The sequence below is a fragment of the Acinetobacter sp. YH16056_T genome (assembly GCF_024605895.1).
Classification (GTDB): Bacteria; Pseudomonadota; Gammaproteobacteria; order Pseudomonadales; family Moraxellaceae; genus Acinetobacter; species Acinetobacter amyesii.
The window spans coordinates 2,872,148-2,886,937 of the sequence record NZ_CP094545.1; the positions used below are offsets into that span (position 1 = coordinate 2,872,148).

Annotated in this window: 18 protein-coding genes; 9 read left to right on the plus strand and 9 right to left on the minus strand. The window is 42.0% G+C overall.

The features are described 5' to 3' along the window. Nucleotides 1-91 precede the first annotated feature (91 nt). From MST17_RS13965 to truA, 4 genes are all read left to right on the plus strand, one after another. The gene (locus tag MST17_RS13965; RefSeq protein ID WP_180007153.1) at nt 92-1,525 is read left to right on the plus strand and encodes a hypothetical protein; all 1,434 of its coding nucleotides are present in this window, start codon (nt 92-94) and stop codon (nt 1,523-1,525) included. Between the two features lie 75 nt (nt 1,526-1,600). After that, a complete protein-coding gene (locus tag MST17_RS13970; protein ID WP_180026616.1) occupies nt 1,601-2,911 on the plus strand; it encodes a fimbrial protein FimV in 1,311 nt (436 codons plus the stop codon). A gap of 49 nt (nt 2,912-2,960) precedes the next feature. Then, a complete protein-coding gene (locus tag MST17_RS13975; RefSeq protein WP_180007259.1) occupies nt 2,961-3,923 on the plus strand; it encodes an asparaginase domain-containing protein in 963 nt (320 codons plus the stop codon). Nucleotides 3,924-3,939: 16 nt separating this feature from the next. After that, on the plus strand, nt 3,940-4,737 hold the full coding sequence (truA, locus tag MST17_RS13980) for a tRNA pseudouridine(38-40) synthase TruA (protein WP_078189716.1): 798 nt from the start codon (nt 3,940-3,942) through the stop codon (nt 4,735-4,737). Nucleotides 4,738-4,866: 129 nt separating this feature from the next. Here the strand turns inward: truA and MST17_RS13985 are convergent, their stop codons facing one another. Then, nucleotides 4,867-5,874, minus strand: a complete 1,008-nt coding sequence (locus MST17_RS13985; RefSeq protein WP_078189717.1) for an AraC family transcriptional regulator — start codon at nt 5,872-5,874, stop codon at nt 4,867-4,869. Between the two features lie 231 nt (nt 5,875-6,105). On the opposite strand from MST17_RS13985, the gene infA reads away from it, so the two are divergent. The 3 genes from infA to MST17_RS14000 all read left to right on the plus strand — a co-directional run bounded on the left by infA (nt 6,106) and on the right by MST17_RS14000 (nt 7,416). After that, the gene (gene infA / locus MST17_RS13990) at nt 6,106-6,327 is read left to right on the plus strand and encodes a translation initiation factor IF-1 (protein ID WP_001284370.1); all 222 of its coding nucleotides are present in this window, start codon (nt 6,106-6,108) and stop codon (nt 6,325-6,327) included. A 153-nt stretch (nt 6,328-6,480) separates the two neighbouring features. Further along, the gene (locus MST17_RS13995) at nt 6,481-6,855 is read left to right on the plus strand and encodes a hypothetical protein (protein WP_180007150.1); all 375 of its coding nucleotides are present in this window, start codon (nt 6,481-6,483) and stop codon (nt 6,853-6,855) included. Nucleotides 6,856-6,969: 114 nt separating this feature from the next. Next, complete coding sequence (locus MST17_RS14000; RefSeq protein ID WP_306669366.1) at nt 6,970-7,416, plus strand: hypothetical protein; 447 nt, start codon at nt 6,970-6,972, stop codon at nt 7,414-7,416. 74 nt (nt 7,417-7,490) lie between these two features. Here the strand turns inward: MST17_RS14000 and leuB are convergent, their stop codons facing one another. From leuB to MST17_RS14025, 5 genes are all read right to left on the minus strand, one after another. Beyond that, on the minus strand, nt 7,491-8,570 hold the full coding sequence (leuB, locus tag MST17_RS14005) for a 3-isopropylmalate dehydrogenase (RefSeq protein WP_078189719.1): 1,080 nt from the start codon (nt 8,568-8,570) through the stop codon (nt 7,491-7,493). Between the two features lie 41 nt (nt 8,571-8,611). Beyond that, on the minus strand, nt 8,612-9,175 hold the full coding sequence (locus MST17_RS14010; protein WP_111884086.1) for a hypothetical protein: 564 nt from the start codon (nt 9,173-9,175) through the stop codon (nt 8,612-8,614). A 109-nt stretch (nt 9,176-9,284) separates the two neighbouring features. Continuing rightward, nucleotides 9,285-9,935: a 3-isopropylmalate dehydratase small subunit gene (gene leuD, locus MST17_RS14015; RefSeq protein WP_078189721.1), complete on the minus strand. Its 651-nt coding sequence runs from the start codon at nt 9,933-9,935 to the stop codon at nt 9,285-9,287. 99 nt (nt 9,936-10,034) lie between these two features. Then, nucleotides 10,035-11,483: a 3-isopropylmalate dehydratase large subunit gene (gene leuC, locus MST17_RS14020; protein ID WP_180026617.1), complete on the minus strand. Its 1,449-nt coding sequence runs from the start codon at nt 11,481-11,483 to the stop codon at nt 10,035-10,037. A 157-nt stretch (nt 11,484-11,640) separates the two neighbouring features. Then, nucleotides 11,641-11,841, minus strand: coding sequence for a hypothetical protein (locus MST17_RS14025; RefSeq protein WP_180026618.1), 201 nt, complete (start codon nt 11,839-11,841; stop codon nt 11,641-11,643). Between MST17_RS14025 and MST17_RS14030 the strand changes: the two genes are divergently transcribed. Further along, nucleotides 11,840-12,076 carry a DUF2061 domain-containing protein gene (locus MST17_RS14030; RefSeq protein ID WP_078189723.1) on the plus strand — a complete coding sequence of 79 codons (237 nt, stop codon included), beginning with the start codon at nt 11,840-11,842 and terminating at the stop codon, nt 12,074-12,076. The two genes, MST17_RS14025 and MST17_RS14030, sit on opposite strands and share 2 nt — an antisense overlap. Nucleotides 12,077-12,204: 128 nt before the next feature. On the opposite strand, the gene MST17_RS14035 is transcribed toward MST17_RS14030, so the two are convergent. Continuing rightward, complete coding sequence (locus MST17_RS14035) at nt 12,205-12,414, minus strand: hypothetical protein (protein ID WP_180026619.1); 210 nt, start codon at nt 12,412-12,414, stop codon at nt 12,205-12,207. 466 nt (nt 12,415-12,880) lie between these two features. Here MST17_RS14035 and MST17_RS14040 point away from each other — a divergent pair, with 466 nt between their 5' ends. Next, nucleotides 12,881-13,744: a LysR family transcriptional regulator gene (locus MST17_RS14040; RefSeq protein ID WP_078189725.1), complete on the plus strand. Its 864-nt coding sequence runs from the start codon at nt 12,881-12,883 to the stop codon at nt 13,742-13,744. Nucleotides 13,745-13,941: 197 nt separating this feature from the next. Here MST17_RS14040 and MST17_RS14045 read toward each other — a convergent pair whose 3' ends face one another. Continuing rightward, entirely contained in the window at nt 13,942-14,184 is a 243-nt protein-coding gene (locus MST17_RS14045) for a DUF2789 family protein (RefSeq protein ID WP_078189726.1), read from the minus strand. 96 nt (nt 14,185-14,280) lie between these two features. Continuing rightward, nucleotides 14,281-14,754, minus strand: a complete 474-nt coding sequence (locus tag MST17_RS14050; RefSeq protein WP_180026620.1) for a DUF2628 domain-containing protein — start codon at nt 14,752-14,754, stop codon at nt 14,281-14,283. Nucleotides 14,755-14,790: the final 36 nt, after the last annotated feature.

A 14,790-nucleotide genomic window follows, 5' to 3' on the forward strand; every position in this document is an offset into this window, starting at 1 on the left:
TGTAACTGTCGTGTAAATATTTTACAATTCTTCGACAACTCGCTAATCTATAATTTTCGCCATGCGACATATATTCGAGCTAAAGATTAAGATGACCGTATATAACAAATTAAAGATCGCCATTTTAGCCGTTATTGCATCTCAAAACATTCAAGCGATCAGCATTGATCCTGTACAAGTCCAGTCAGCACCCGGGGAATTGCTGTACGCTGAGATTCATTTTCGCCACTCAAACACATCTGTGCCGCTCAATGCAAGTTTGGCCACGGCAGAGGATTTATTGAGTATGGGTACAGGGCATCAACCGCCGGGACATTTAAACTTCTTTACGCGTCGTGATGGTGCAGGCAACGGGGTGATTACCATTACCTCTTCGCGTCCAGTAACCGATGCAGAACTTAATTTTATTGTTAATATTAAAGAAGGTAATGCTTCACGTCTGCAACAAATTCGTACCCCATTAAAACGCAATCCAGCGCCGTCAAATGCGACTCAAACCCGTGCCAATGAGCGTGCTTTAACACCTGTCGTGATTGTAAATGAAAAAGAAATTGCCTTAAATTTACCTGTCAGCACCCTCTACACCGCAAAAGCACCCGTAGCTGTAGAACAACCCTTACTACTCAGCACCAAAACACCGCCGAAGTTAGCACAATTAGCAACGTCAACGCCTGTTGCGATTGAACCTGTCACGCATGTGCAAAATTATAGCGTTGCACCTGCGGAGCAAAATAGCGCAAGTACTTCATCAGGTTCTGAAACATCAATTTCGCAAGTTACAAAAACCAATTCGACCGGCTCTGTCAGTTCAGAAATGCAAGCCACACAAACTGCAACAGCATCAACTGCAAGATCTCAAGACCCATTGGCACAAAAATTTGCTGCGGAGCAGGCAGCACAAAAACGTGAAAATCCAACAACGACAACTCAAACAGCATCTACACCAAAACCAACAAGTACTGCAGCTGCATCGACAGCAACACCAGTGGCAAAATATGTGGTTCGCTCGAATGAAAGCCTTTGGGGAATTGCCTCACGTATTGCGACAGAACAAAACCGCCCTGTTTCTGAAGTCATGCAACAAATTAAAAACAGCAACGAACATGCATTCATTCAAGGCGATGTAAACCGTCTGCGCCGTGGTGCTGCCTTAAATCTGCATGGTATGCAGCAAGCAAAACAGCCTGTCAAAGTCTCTGCTGCAGAACTTGCCAAAGTACCTTCGAAGCAGTCAGGTAAAACCAAATACCGCTTGAATCAAGCTGAAATGAGTCTGGTTGCAGAGAAAGCGCAAGATTCGGCACAATCTTCTGCCAACAGTGCGGCAGAAAAGAATAAAACTTCGAAAGAGTTGTCATTAAAAGTTATGACATCTCGTGAAAAAACCGTTAAATTACAGAGAAACGTAACTCAATTAGAATTGGCGCTAAATCAAAAGGATCACAGAATTCAATTATTAAATGCTCGTCTTGCTCAACTGCAACAACAGTTGAAAGCTCAACAAGCAGATAAAAGAAGCCAATAAACTAAAACGTTACCAATCAAGATTTTATAGGGATGAGTGCAACTGTATATCGCTCTATCTCCAAGGGGTTAAAACATGCTGATTTATGTGATTCCATTAGTGATCTTAGTGATCGTATTGGTTTTTTTAAACAAACGCCAAAAAGGTCAAGAATCAGATAAAGCCAAACCAACATCCACTAAAACCAAGAAATCGGGTGTTTCAGCCAAAGCGACTCCGAAGAAAACTCAAGTGGTTGAAAGCAGTGTCATTGAAAAAAAATCAATGACGCCGTTAACGACCGATGCTCGTGGTAAAATTGAAAAATTAATTACGGAACGTAATTTCTTTTCTGCTGAAGCGCAAATTAATCAATCATTAAAACGTGACAACTCACAACATGAGTTGTATCTATATCTATTAGATATTCACATTTTACAAAAAGACGAATTTGCCATCAGCCAATTGCTGAGCCATATTCGTTCACTTGAACTTGATGAAATTTTAGAACAAGCTGAAGCAAAAAAAGTAGAGTTTGAAAATTCTCAAAATGTGAAAGATGATGCCATTAACTTTGTATCACCGATCACTGAAGAGGCTCCCTCAAAAGCCCAAAATACCTCTGATTTTGATGCTTTAATGCAAAGTTCAACTGCTGCACCTGTTGAGCCCAAAGCAGCCGAAATTAAACCACTAGATTTTAATTTCACCACTGAAACGCCTGCAAAAGCAGACATTTCTACCCCAGTTGAAAGTGCGCCTGCTGAAAAAATACAGCCGCTTGAATTTGACACGCTTTCAATTTCACCAGAACCTGCACTTGAAGCAACACTGAAAACCGAAGAGATTGCTCAGCCATCTCCTGCCGTTGAAGAAATCAAACCAATTGATTTTGCAATGGACTTTGCCCCAAGCACTGAAGCTGCGGCTGAAACTAAAACAGAAACTGTAGAAGAAAAAATCGAGCCTTTAGATTTTTCATTTACAACAGAAACACCAGTTGTAGAAGAAAACAAAGTTGAAGCTCCAACCTTAAACTTTGACTTAGGTGCTTTTGAAACAGCAAAAACAGAAGAAGCCGTTGTCGCTCCTGCAACAGAGTTTAACTTAGAGTCTACGCCTAAAGAGAAACCTGCCGTACCTGCATCAAGTGGTGTGAGTTTTGACATTAGCGGTTTAGGTACACCGTCAACCCCATCTGCTACAGACCAAAACGATCCATTGGTTCAATCTTTCCCTGAACTGGTTGAAGTCAATGAAATTGAATTGAATCTTGAATTGGCAGCGCAATACATCAAACTAGGTGCTTATGACGCTGCACGTGAAATTTTGACTGAAAAAGAAGCTGAGTTTTCTTCAGCTCAACGTCAACAAGCAGATCAGTTACTGAATCAAATCGCATCTTAAGCAAAAGCGATTTAAACTAAAGCAGTCTTTCAAGGCTGCTTTTTTTATGATGAAAAAAATTGCTCTTATTTATATGGGTGGTACCTTCGGTTGTATCGGTGAACCGTTAAGCCCCATGCCAGCGAATGCGTTTTTACCTAAATTACAGCATGTGCTGCCACTACACCTAAACATTGAATGTTTTGTTGCACCTGTCATTCGTGACAGTAGTGCTTGTACTGCGCCCGACTGGCTGGCGCTGATTCAACAAATTCAAAGCTTACAATTACAACAATTTCAGCATTTCGTAATTATTCATGGTACAGACACGCTTAGCTATGCCAGTGCAGTGCTTGCACACTTTATAGGACAGTCTGCTCATATCGTGCTTACAGGCAGCCAATATCCGCTGTTTAATGTGGCTGGTGACAATACCCGTGAATTTACTGATGCCATCGACAATTTAAATTTTGCATTGGAATCGGTACATCAATTGAGTGTTGGGGTTTATTTGGCCTTTCACCATCAATTGATGCATGCTCAATCCGCACTGAAAGTGCATACAACCGATCTAAAAGCCTTTGATGGGCTGCCAGCCACACAGCCACTTTCAATGCTGACATCGCCTTATATTGTTCAGGCCAATGATTTAGACAAAGCGGCTCATTTCAATTGCCTGAATTGGATGTGGCAACCGATTGCAACCAAGCTACACAGTCAAAATTTAACGACTCTGCTTACACACACGCCAGACGTTTTGATTCTGCAAGGTTTTGGCACAGGCAATATTGCCGTTGATGCTGAGTTACTCAATGTATTAAAGGCTATACAACAAAAAAATTGCAAAATTATTTTAAGTACACAGGTTGTTCATGGCGGTATAGATCAACGCTATGCTGTGAATGACTGGGTCAAAGACAGTGGAATATTACTAAGCAATTGTTTGGGTCATGCAGATCTTTATGCCAAATGTTTGAAAATGTATTTACAATACGGCAGTGCCGCAGACTGGACTGCGCATTGGAACGATTAAGTCATTTGAGGTAACTATGCAACGTTTTGCGATTGGGATTGAGTTTTGTGGCATGCAATACAAGGGCTGGCAAACTCAGCAACCGGGCGTACCAAGCGTGCAAGAAACCATTGAAACCGTCCTCAGTAAAGTAGCCAATGAGCCGATCATGTTGCATGGCGCTGGCCGAACAGATGCCGGCGTCCATGCAACCAATATGGTGGCACATTTCGATACTCAGGCGATTCGCCCCATTCGCGGATGGTTAATGGGCAGCAATAGCCAATTACCCCGTGATATCTCCATCCAATGGATTAAGGAAATGGATCAGGACTTCCATGCCCGCTTTAAAGCGCAAGCACGTCGTTATCGCTATGTGGTCTATAACAATCCACAACGTCCAGCTTTATTACATAAGCAAGTGACCCATGTTTATGCCAAGCTAGATGTGCTGAAAATGCAACGTGCCGCGGCCAAATTTGAAGGCACTCATAATTTCGAAAGCTTCCGTGCCGCAGCCTGTCAGTCCAATCAGCCAGTTCGTCATGTCAGCCATTGTCGCTTGATCCAACACGGATGTTACTTGGTCCTAGATATTCAGGCCGATGGTTTTTTACATCACATGGTGCGTAACATCATGGGCTGTTTATTGGAAATTGGGCAAGGTATGTATGACGTTGACCATATTGACGACATTTTTGCGGCTGAAGACCGAAAAGCAGCTGGTGTCACCGCACCGCCCGATGGGCTGTATTTTATCCATGCAGACTATCCAGCACAGTTTGAACTTCCTCAAGTTCCGCTGGGACCTCATTGGTTAAATATGCCTGAATAAAAAATTCCTCCCAACCTCCCTTTCACAGAGGGATGAGTGTCATTTTCGCCATTGCTAGGTTCTAAAAATGAAAGTACCCCTTTCAAAGGGGGGATTCTGTTTAGGAAAGGATTTTATCGAAGATCAACCTTAACGCTGCTTCCGCTTACGGTATTCCACAGGCGTTTCATTGGTCCAGCGTTTAAATGCGCGATAGAACGTACTTGGCTCAGAAAAACCCGTTAAGTAAACAATGCGCTCCACACTTTCATTGGTATTGGCCAATAATTTTTTAGCCAAACGACAGCGATAGTCTGACAAAATTTGCTGAAAACTGGTATTGGCTTCTGACAACTGAGTCCGTAAACGACGTGGGGTAATGTTGAGCTGTGCAGCGACCGTTTCGAGTGTGGTTTCACCACTTTCAAGCGTTGAACCAATAGCACGGCGAACTTCACCAACCAAATCATAACGCGCCAACTCCTGAAGTTTTTCAATCGCTAACTGCTCATGCAATTGTAATAACTCAGGTTCTGCCTGCCACAATTGATACTCTAAAATAGCCGGATCAAAATATAATCGGGTTTCTTTCTGCCCTAAACTCACAGGGCATTCATAAACACGGAAATACTCATCATCTGGCGCGCCCTGACTAAAGTTAAAGTCGATATAAATCGGCTGAAAACGCCCTTCAGTAATAAACTTAAAGAAACGCAAAACACCGGACATCGCGCATTCAGAAAAATGACGATTCACGATATTTTCTGCCCAAGGCTGATGACCATTGGTCAAATAGCAGCGGTCATCTTCAATCACCAATTGCGCATGAAAGGCATCGCTAATTAGGCGTTGATAGGCCAAAGCCCGCTTTAAACCTTCACCGAAATTCTCAGATGAAATAAATAAGTGTTCAATCACCTGCCCTCGATATAAAGGCAAATGCTCTCCCAGATGCAAACCAATGTCAGGATCCTTACTGACCTCTTCTGCAGCCACCCAGAATGCAAATTGTGCATTCAATGGGGTACGGTCATTGGTTTCAACCTGATTTAATGCCACACCCGCTTTTGTTAAAATTTCTTCTGTTGGCAATCCGGCACGACGAATCGCTTGATACCCTAAACGCAACACAACAGATGCATCAGTTAGCTGACCCACTCCAGAACCTTCCTTGTATGTACTTCATTTATACCTAAAAAGATTGATTTTAGATTAACTGCGATTGACCAAACTGACAACAGTTACTGCACATTTTTTGTTGAAAATATTTAACTGAATTGTTCGCTTATTTTACTGACAGTCGATCAGTTCAAAGCCTTTTACGGCTTGTATTCTGAAAAAAAATTGACTATAATTTGCGCCTTGCTAATTTATTCATTCAGGTAGGCTATGGCCAATAAAGAGGAACTCATCGAGTTCGAAGGCGTTGTCACCGAGACGCTTCCTAATACTATGTTCCGTGTACGTTTAGAAAACGGTCATGAAGTGATTGCTCACATCTCTGGCAAAATGCGTAAACACTATATCCGTATTTTGACTGGCGACAGTGTTAAAGTAGAAATGACACCTTATGATTTGACTAAGGGTCGTATCACTTACCGTGCGCGCTAAGTTTTAGCGAAGCGAAAAAGCCACTTTATAAGTGGCTTTTTTTGTATTTATTTCAATACAATGATAAAAATTGACTGCAAATTTGCTTTCCTTTACAGTCTAAAAACATAAAAATTCGATTATAAAATTCAAAATATAAGGACATAAAATCATATGAAACATCTAGGATTAGTCGGTGCTATCTTTTGTGTGGCTTGCGCCACGACAGGCCAAAAGCAACTCAATCAATCCCTACAACACTATATTGGACAGCCAGCTGATCAAGTTCATAAAGAGCTCAACTTGAGTCAATTGGGCTATAAAGTGATGGGAGCACCCGTACAAAGCAATGAAAAACTTAGCTATACCATTTTACGCTCGATGCCAATCCCGATTGGTACACCAAATATCGGCACCAGTATAGCCATGGGCGCCCCTATCCCAACGCCGTCTAAAGGTGGTGTCACTGTCGATATGGAATGTAAAATCGAGTTCAAATTACGCAATCAAATAGTTGAATCCATTGACTATGTTGGCAGAGCTTGTTGATCCTGCATGAGAATACTAGAGGCTAATCTTGCTCAGATGACCGTGTATCAAATGACTACAGTGTTATACAGACCGATCTGACTAAACTGAATTTATTTCGTGAGGAACTGACCCATGGAATTTATTTTAGAACATCAGGTTTACAAAGATCAGCGTTTTATTCGTCCGATATTGAGCATGGGATGCGTTCTAAGCATTGTATGCTTGGCTGGCTGTAGCACGACATCAACGATATCCTCCGTTGAACGTGAACGCTATTTAACCTCATTTATTGGTCAATCGAGCCAAACGATTCAAGCAGAACTTAATCTCAGCAAACTCGGCTATCAAAGAACCTCTCCCGTAGAGGTCAGTTCTGACTACCTCCGTTATCGTGTCGCACGCCCGATCAGTATTCCTTTACCGATGGCTGAAAATCCCGCAATGGGCATGGGCAGCGGCGCTGCTGTGCCGATTCCCAGTGGAAATACACGCTATGAGGTTGAGTTAAACTGCCTTATTCAATTTCGCTTAAAGCATAATATTGCAACTGATGTCCGATTAACTGGTCGCACCTGTTAGCGCATCAATTCTAAGATTGATAATTTCTAGGCACAAAAAAACGCAGCATAAACGCTGCGTTTTTTGATTCGCCATTAGTTCAATGCAGAAACTACAGCTTGACCCATTTCAACAGTACCGACTTGAGTACTGCCTTCTGACATGATGTCACCTGTACGTAAGCCTTGATCTAAGACGTTGCCTACTGCATCTTCAATCGCTTTTGCCGCCGCTTCTTCACGGAAGGTATAGCGCAGCATCATAGCAACAGACAGAATCGTTGCTAATGGGTTCGCAATGTTTTGACCTGCGATGTCTGGCGCTGAACCGTGGCAAGGCTCATACATACCTTTACCATTTTCATCTAAAGAAGCCGATGGCAACATGCCGATAGAACCGGTTAACATCGCCGCTTCATCAGACAAGATATCGCCGAACAAGTTACCTGTCACGATTACATCAAACTGTTTTGGCGCACGGACCAATTGCATAGCAGCATTGTCAACATACATATGAGACAAGTTAATTTCAGGATACTGCTCTTCTTTTAACGCAGTTACAGTTTGTTTCCAAAGCTCAGTCACTTCTAGTACGTTGGCTTTATCCACTGAACACACTTTACCACCGCGTAAGTTCGCCATTTCAAAAGCAACTTTGGCAATACGCTTGATTTCAGATTCAGCATATACGTCAGTATTGAAACCTTGTTTTTCGCCGTTTTCGAGTTCACGAATACCACGTGGTTGACCGAAATAGATCCCGCCAGTTAACTCACGTACGATCAAAATATCCAAACCTGCTACGATTTCAGGTTTTAAGCTCGACGCATCTGCAAGCTGCGGATAAAGAATTGCTGGACGTAAATTGGCAAATAAATTTAATTCTGAACGAATTTTTAATAGGCCACGTTCTGGACGAATTGAACGCTCAATGGTATCCCACTTAGGACCACCCACTGCACCCAATAAAATCGCATCAGCAGTCTTCGCTTGTGCTGCTGTTACATCTGGATAAGGTGAACCGTGCGCATCGATCGCTGCACCACCTAAAAGACCTTGTTCCCAAGTCAAACCTAAGTTGAATTTCTCGTTTACACGTGTCAGCACTTGTTCAGCCGCTTTCACGATTTCAGGACCAATACCATCACCTGGTAAAATCAAAATATGTTTTGACATGAGTCTTTCCATTTATACGCTGGCTTGATTACCAGTCAGATTTAAAGTTTCTTTTCTACAAACTCACCAAGTCCTGTGAGGACATTGTAGGGTCGGCAGAAACGTCGAATCGTTTTTGCACCTTGCTTTAAGTCTACACAGAGCGGATCAGGCGCAGATTTATCCAGTAAACTGCCTCTGTTTTTTGAACGCTCACGGTACATTTTAAAGGTGTACTCGTGTTTGGACCTAAAGTTGTGAATGACATGCAAGCGCTCTGCTTTTTCCTGAGAAATTGGATAATAGCGAATCACGATTTCATGCTGACCTGTAGGTACAGACAAATACAAAGGATTAGGTTCAGACAATGAACGACCATTCAACCGTACAATGCCTGCTTTAATCGCAGCACGTTGTACACGTTGATTATTTGGATCAACCACTTGTATTTGATCAAAACGCTCAAATTCACAGTGCGCTGTACCTGCACAGTAAATCAAAGCATTATTGTTTGTACTTTCAGTTTCTTTCACATTTTTAATGCGTGCCGTGTCAAAGCTTTGACAGGCAGAGAGCGTTGCAAACAGCGCTCCCGTTACAACCAGCTGACCGAAGAACTTTTTCATTTTTCGAACCCAACCTGATAAATTCTGGCTAACGTATAAATTTTGTTTCGCCTGATATTAACAAGACTTAAGCCGACTGACTACTAAGAAGTTCTACAGTGACACTGACTTAAGCTTTAATTTCTGCAAATACCCAAGGGCGAGATGCTTTGGTTTTTTCTTCATAAGCACGGATATCATCGGCTGCTTGTAAAGTTAAACCGATATCATCCAAGCCATTCAATAAGCAGTGTTTACGGAATGGATCGACTTCAAATGTAAATGCTTCACCACTCGGTGTACGCACTTCTTGCGCAGCCAAATCAATGGTTAATTGATAGCCTTCAGATGCAGCACATTCTTTAAACAACTGATCGACGATCTCTTCAGACAAGATCACTGGCAACATGCCGTTTTTAAAGCTGTTATTAAAGAAAATGTCCGCATAGCTTGGTGCAATCACGGTACGGAAGCCATATTCTTCCAACGCCCATGGCGCATGTTCACGGCTTGAACCACAACCAAAGTTAGCACGTGAAATCAAGATCGATGCACCTTGATAACGCGGTTTGTTCAATTCGAAATCGGGGTTAATCGGACGTTTTGAAATGTCCTGACCTAAATAGCCTTCATCCAAATAGCGCAACTCATCAAATAAGTTGGCTCCGAAGCCTGTACGCTTAATAGATTTCAAAAACTGTTTTGGAATAATTAAATCTGTATCAACATTGGCACGGTCTAATGGTGCAACGATACCTTGTTCAACGGTATATTTTTTCATGTTTATTTCTCACTGAATCCGTGACCTCTCCCTAACCCTCTCCTAAAAGGAGAGGGAACTCCTTCTCCCTCAGGGAGAAGGTTGGGATGAGGGCTTAAACTAGAATGTACGCACATCCACAAAGTGACCAGCAATTGCCGCAGCTGCTGCCATTGCTGGACTCACCAAATGTGTACGACCACCATTACCTTGACGACCTTCGAAGTTACGGTTAGACGTCGATGCACAGTGCTCACCCGGTTGCAATTTGTCAGCATTCATTGCCAAGCACATTGAACAACCCGGCTCACGCCATTCAAAGCCTGCTTCGATTAAGATTTTATCTAAGCCTTCTGCTTCTGCTTGTGCTTTGACTAAACCTGAACCCGGCACCACCATGGCTTGCTTAATCGATGCCGCCACTTTTTTGCCTTTGGCCACTTCAGCCGCTGCACGAATATCTTCGATGCGTGAGTTGGTACATGAACCAATAAATACACGGTCTAATTGAATATCAGCCAAAGCTTGACCTGCTTCTAAGCCCATGTAGTTGTATGCACGTGTCCAGTCATTACGCTGTACGTCATCTTTAGCTTGTTCTAAAGTTGGCACTGCTTGAGATACAGGAATCACCATCTCAGGAGAAGTCCCCCAAGACACTTGTGGCTCAATCTCTTCACCTTGCAACACCACAACAGTATCAAAATGCGCACCTTCATCAGACACTAAAGTATTCCAATACTCTACTGCAGCGTCCCACTGTTCGCCCTTCGGTGCATACGGACGGTCTTTCACATAGGCAATGGTTTTGTCATCGACAGCCACCATACCCACGCGCGCGCCACCTTCGATCGCCATGTTACACACCGTCATACGACCTTCAATCGACATATCACGGAATACTTGACCACCAAATTCAATTGCGTGACCTGTACCACCTGCCGTACCGATTTTACCGATAATCGCTAAAACCACGTCTTTAGGAGTAACGCCTTGACCCAATTGACCGTCAACACGCACCAACATGTTCTTCATTTTCTTTTGAACTAAGCATTGAGTCGCCAACACGTGTTCAACTTCAGATGTGCCAATACCATGAGCCAAGCAACCAAAAGCACCATGCGTTGCAGTATGTGAGTCACCACACACCACGGTCATACCTGGCAAGGTTAAACCTTGTTCTGGCCCAACCACATGCGCAATACCTTGACGCACATCGTTGATGTCAAACTGGGCCACATCAAAAGTTTTACAGTTGTCATCTAAAGTTTGCACTTGGATACGTGAAGTATCATCTTCAATACCTGCAATACCTTCAGCACGCTCCTTAGTAGAAGTAGGTACGTTATGGTCTGGCGTTGCCACGTTAGCACTTAAACGCCATGGTTTACGACCTGCAAGCTGTAGCCCTTCAAAGGCTTGTGGAGAAGTCACTTCATGCAATAAATGACGGTCGATATACAATAATGAAGAGCCATCATCTCGTTGTTTTACTAGATGGTCATCCCACAATTTGTCATACAAGGTTTTTTTTGTTTGGGTTTCCGCTTTTTGGGTTTCGCCTGCCATGTCGATTTGCTCCACTGGACTGGGTAAATTCTTTCGTTAAATCGATTATAACCACGTATTCACATAAATCTAATTTATCATTTTTATTAGTTTAAAAACTTATAGGAATGATATTTAACTGCTGATTTCCGCTGCATTTTAAAGACCATTAATGCGTTTAAAACACGCTCACTTCAATACTTTCAGCAGATGAGACTTTAGAATTTTCTCCGACTTTTTGTTCACTTTCTGCCATTTTTAAACAGTAATTTAAAAATTCAATGATCATAAATTGAATTTTCTCTTTTACATTGCAAATAAGAATCATTATTATTAACTCATTGCCAAGATTTATCAATTTAACAAGGAGCATTTTCATGGCACACATTAACAAGTTCGTCGAAAATAATCAGCGCATGTTCAAAAAAACCTTGAGCTATTACATCATGCATATCACGGTTGCGATGTTGGTTGGTTATTACGTGACAGGCAGTATTGCAATGGCTATTACCTTAAGTTTACTTGAACCAACTGTTCAAGCGGTTGCCTTTTTCTTCCACGAAAAAGCATGGGAAAAGAAAGATAAAGCTGCAGAGGAAAATATCCCCGCTTAATCCAACCCTGCTCCTTGTAAAAAAACCACCATCACGGTGGTTTTTTAATGATCTTAAAACGTTCTTTTACTCCATCCACTTTAACGTTCCATCGATTTCATCCTATAGATTCAATTGCAGACGGATCATCAAAGCTTGGTTTTTTGCTGTAAAGCCAGTTGGTCATGCGCCTCAACCAATTGCTCTATCGCAAGAATCAGTTTGTTTTTTGCCGCATTACACTCGGCTGCTGCACGGTTTTCGTCGTCTTCATCATCTGCGATTTCATATACCGCACAGCGCTTTTCGACTGTCCCTTCAAAAATATCCAATAAATTTTTAATGTGCTTAATATCCATCGCCTTCTCCCTGTGAGGTACGCTATCACTAATCGATGCCGCCCTGACTGTACCTGTTACTTTAATTATTCACTGAAAAGTATGTTCCCCAAGCCATCAAAACTTCAGTTCATTTTTGTTTTAGTTCAATGCTGAGTTAAAAGAAACGCCATCGCTCCTCTTTAATTCAAACGGTTGAAATACTTTTCAGCCCTGTATTTTTTATATTATGCATAACTCTGGTTTCGGTTTAAAAAACAACTTTGTAACAACGCATTTGAGCTGAAAACGTCACAGCTCCATCTCGAATCATGCAACAATCAAGCACTCGAATAACGCTATAGAACTCGAAAAATCCCCTCAGATTTAACGCGTAGTATGGCTTGAACGCCTAGTTTTAAATCAAAAGATACAACTTTCCCTTTGATTTATTCTTAAAATATTATAACAATGAGACTAAGCATAAAAATTCTTTATAGGAATGAAGATGAATCTCGCAGCCTTTGAAGCCTTTGTAAAAGTTATGGAAACTGGTTCGATCTCTTTGGCAGCAGATCAGCTCTTCATTACGCAACCTGCTGTAACCAAGCGTATTCACAGTTTAGAAGAATACTTCGGTGTCAAACTTTTTGAATCGGCGGGTCGTGGTGTTCAAGCGACGCATGCAGCAAACTCTCTCTTGCCAAAAGTAAAAAGCTGGCTGAATGAGTTGGGCGATATTCACCATACGCTCAGCCATGAGCAAGGTCAGGTTCAAGGTAAACTGAAAATTGGTACCAGCCATCATATCGGCTTACACCATTTACCAGCGCATTTGCGTCAATATGTACAACAGTTTCCAGAAGTGACCTTAGATGTACACTTTGTTGATTCTGAACAAGCCCATGAGCAAGTTTTGGCAGGTGACTTAGAGTTGGCATTTTTGACTTTACCGCCACAAGGTGACAGCCGTTTAAAATACATCACGACATGGAATGATCCATTGGTATTCGTGGTTGCGCCTTTCCATCCTTTGGCGCAAGTTGAACATTTAACCTTAGAAGATTTGATCCAATACCCAAGTCTTTTACCTGCGGCGCAAACCTATACCAGTCAAATTACTTTGGCTGAGTTTGAAAAGTATGGCCTGAAGCCAAAAGTCACCATGAGCAATAACTCACTTGAGTCGATTCGCATGTTGGTTTCAATTGGTCTCGGTTGGTCTGTCCTTCCTAAAACCTTATTGAACCAAGATTTAAAACAATTGAATTTACCTTCAAACATGAATCGTCAATTGGGCATGGTATGGCACCCAGGCCGTACTCAGTCACTTGCTGCACAAAAGCTGGTTGAATTGATGAAACACATCTAATTGAATTTTTACCTACAAAATTCAGTTATTAATCAAGCCACCGCTATGGTGGCTTTTTTTAGTGATCTGTTTGAGCATTTAGAAAAAGCGAATGATTTTCTATATGTTGAATGGTCGCTTAAATTTATTTTGCATTAAAAATGGGATCGCCTATTTCAGCCGATCCCATTAAAAAAACCAAGGAAGACCCGTCAGTTTTACTTCGTCAACGAATCTTCATGTAATGATTCATTCAATTGATCGACAATAATCGCCCATTCACCATCTGACTTAATTTTTTCGGCCAAGAACTGACGCTGAGCATCTGTCCAATAGTCTGCTTCGGTAATTTTAGTTTGGGCACTGAGTTGATGCGTCACGATAAATAAAGCAATCGCGTCTTCACTCGAATCTAAACCCAGTTGTTCAAATAGATGAGTCATGCGTGGACGTACACTCATTGTCATTCTCCGTGTTAAAACTTATTGTTTATGGATACAAAATTATTCTGTTTTAAGGATATAACACGGAACGGACACGCACTCAATTACAGAATTCTACAGCGGTGAAAATTGAATAAAAGGCAAACTGAGCATAATCATCACGACCGATTGAATAAATACCAACAACAAAGGCAGCCCCCAGTTCACTCCGCCTTCTTCAGCAAACACCTGCTCACTATATTTCGGCTGCTGCATATAGGCTTTGGTCTTTTGCACCGCAAAATCGCTATAAAGCCGCTTTCCGATGCCAGCGAGTATGAGGTTAGGAATCAATGCTAGCCCCATCAAGACTTGATCAGGCACTCCGATGATGAGTGCCAACATACTAATCAAAAAACCAACCGCAAAGAATAAGAAGAAATAGCGATACATCTTCCGATAGAGTAACCAATAGGGCCCAAAAATTAACCCCGCCCAACTCAGGCCACTGTTCTGCCCAGCTTGTTGTTCTATGAACTTTAAATAAGATTGAGCACGTGGCCCTATAAAGATTTGAATTAAATGTTTAAAAGAAGCTTCTGTCTGCATATAGAGCGATAGTTCAAATTAGTGAGCTGAAGTTTA

What these genes read in the sequence shown, in the direction of transcription:
- MST17_RS13965 (WP_180007153.1), top strand. Translation starts at nt 92, where the DNA reads ATGACCGTATATAACAAATTAAAGATCGCCATTTTAGCCGTTATTGCA.
- MST17_RS13970 (WP_180026616.1), top strand. Translation starts at nt 1,601, where the DNA reads ATGCTGATTTATGTGATTCCATTAGTGATCTTAGTGATCGTATTGGTT.
- MST17_RS13975 (WP_180007259.1), top strand. Translation starts at nt 2,961, where the DNA reads ATGAAAAAAATTGCTCTTATTTATATGGGTGGTACCTTCGGTTGTATC.
- truA (WP_078189716.1), top strand. Translation starts at nt 3,940, where the DNA reads ATGCAACGTTTTGCGATTGGGATTGAGTTTTGTGGCATGCAATACAAG.
- infA (WP_001284370.1), top strand. Translation starts at nt 6,106, where the DNA reads ATGGCCAATAAAGAGGAACTCATCGAGTTCGAAGGCGTTGTCACCGAG.
- MST17_RS13995 (WP_180007150.1), top strand. Translation starts at nt 6,481, where the DNA reads ATGAAACATCTAGGATTAGTCGGTGCTATCTTTTGTGTGGCTTGCGCC.
- MST17_RS14000 (WP_306669366.1), top strand. Translation starts at nt 6,970, where the DNA reads ATGGAATTTATTTTAGAACATCAGGTTTACAAAGATCAGCGTTTTATT.
- leuB (WP_078189719.1), bottom strand. Translation starts at nt 8,570, where the DNA reads ATGTCAAAACATATTTTGATTTTACCAGGTGATGGTATTGGTCCTGAA.
- MST17_RS14010 (WP_111884086.1), bottom strand. Translation starts at nt 9,175, where the DNA reads ATGAAAAAGTTCTTCGGTCAGCTGGTTGTAACGGGAGCGCTGTTTGCA.
- leuD (WP_078189721.1), bottom strand. Translation starts at nt 9,935, where the DNA reads ATGAAAAAATATACCGTTGAACAAGGTATCGTTGCACCATTAGACCGT.
- leuC (WP_180026617.1), bottom strand. Translation starts at nt 11,483, where the DNA reads ATGGCAGGCGAAACCCAAAAAGCGGAAACCCAAACAAAAAAAACCTTG.
- MST17_RS14030 (WP_078189723.1), top strand. Translation starts at nt 11,840, where the DNA reads ATGGCACACATTAACAAGTTCGTCGAAAATAATCAGCGCATGTTCAAA.
- MST17_RS14025 (WP_180026618.1), bottom strand. Translation starts at nt 11,841, where the DNA reads ATGAAAATGCTCCTTGTTAAATTGATAAATCTTGGCAATGAGTTAATA.
- MST17_RS14035 (WP_180026619.1), bottom strand. Translation starts at nt 12,414, where the DNA reads ATGGATATTAAGCACATTAAAAATTTATTGGATATTTTTGAAGGGACA.
- MST17_RS14040 (WP_078189725.1), top strand. Translation starts at nt 12,881, where the DNA reads ATGAATCTCGCAGCCTTTGAAGCCTTTGTAAAAGTTATGGAAACTGGT.
- MST17_RS14045 (WP_078189726.1), bottom strand. Translation starts at nt 14,184, where the DNA reads ATGAGTGTACGTCCACGCATGACTCATCTATTTGAACAACTGGGTTTA.
- MST17_RS14050 (WP_180026620.1), bottom strand. Translation starts at nt 14,754, where the DNA reads ATGCAGACAGAAGCTTCTTTTAAACATTTAATTCAAATCTTTATAGGG.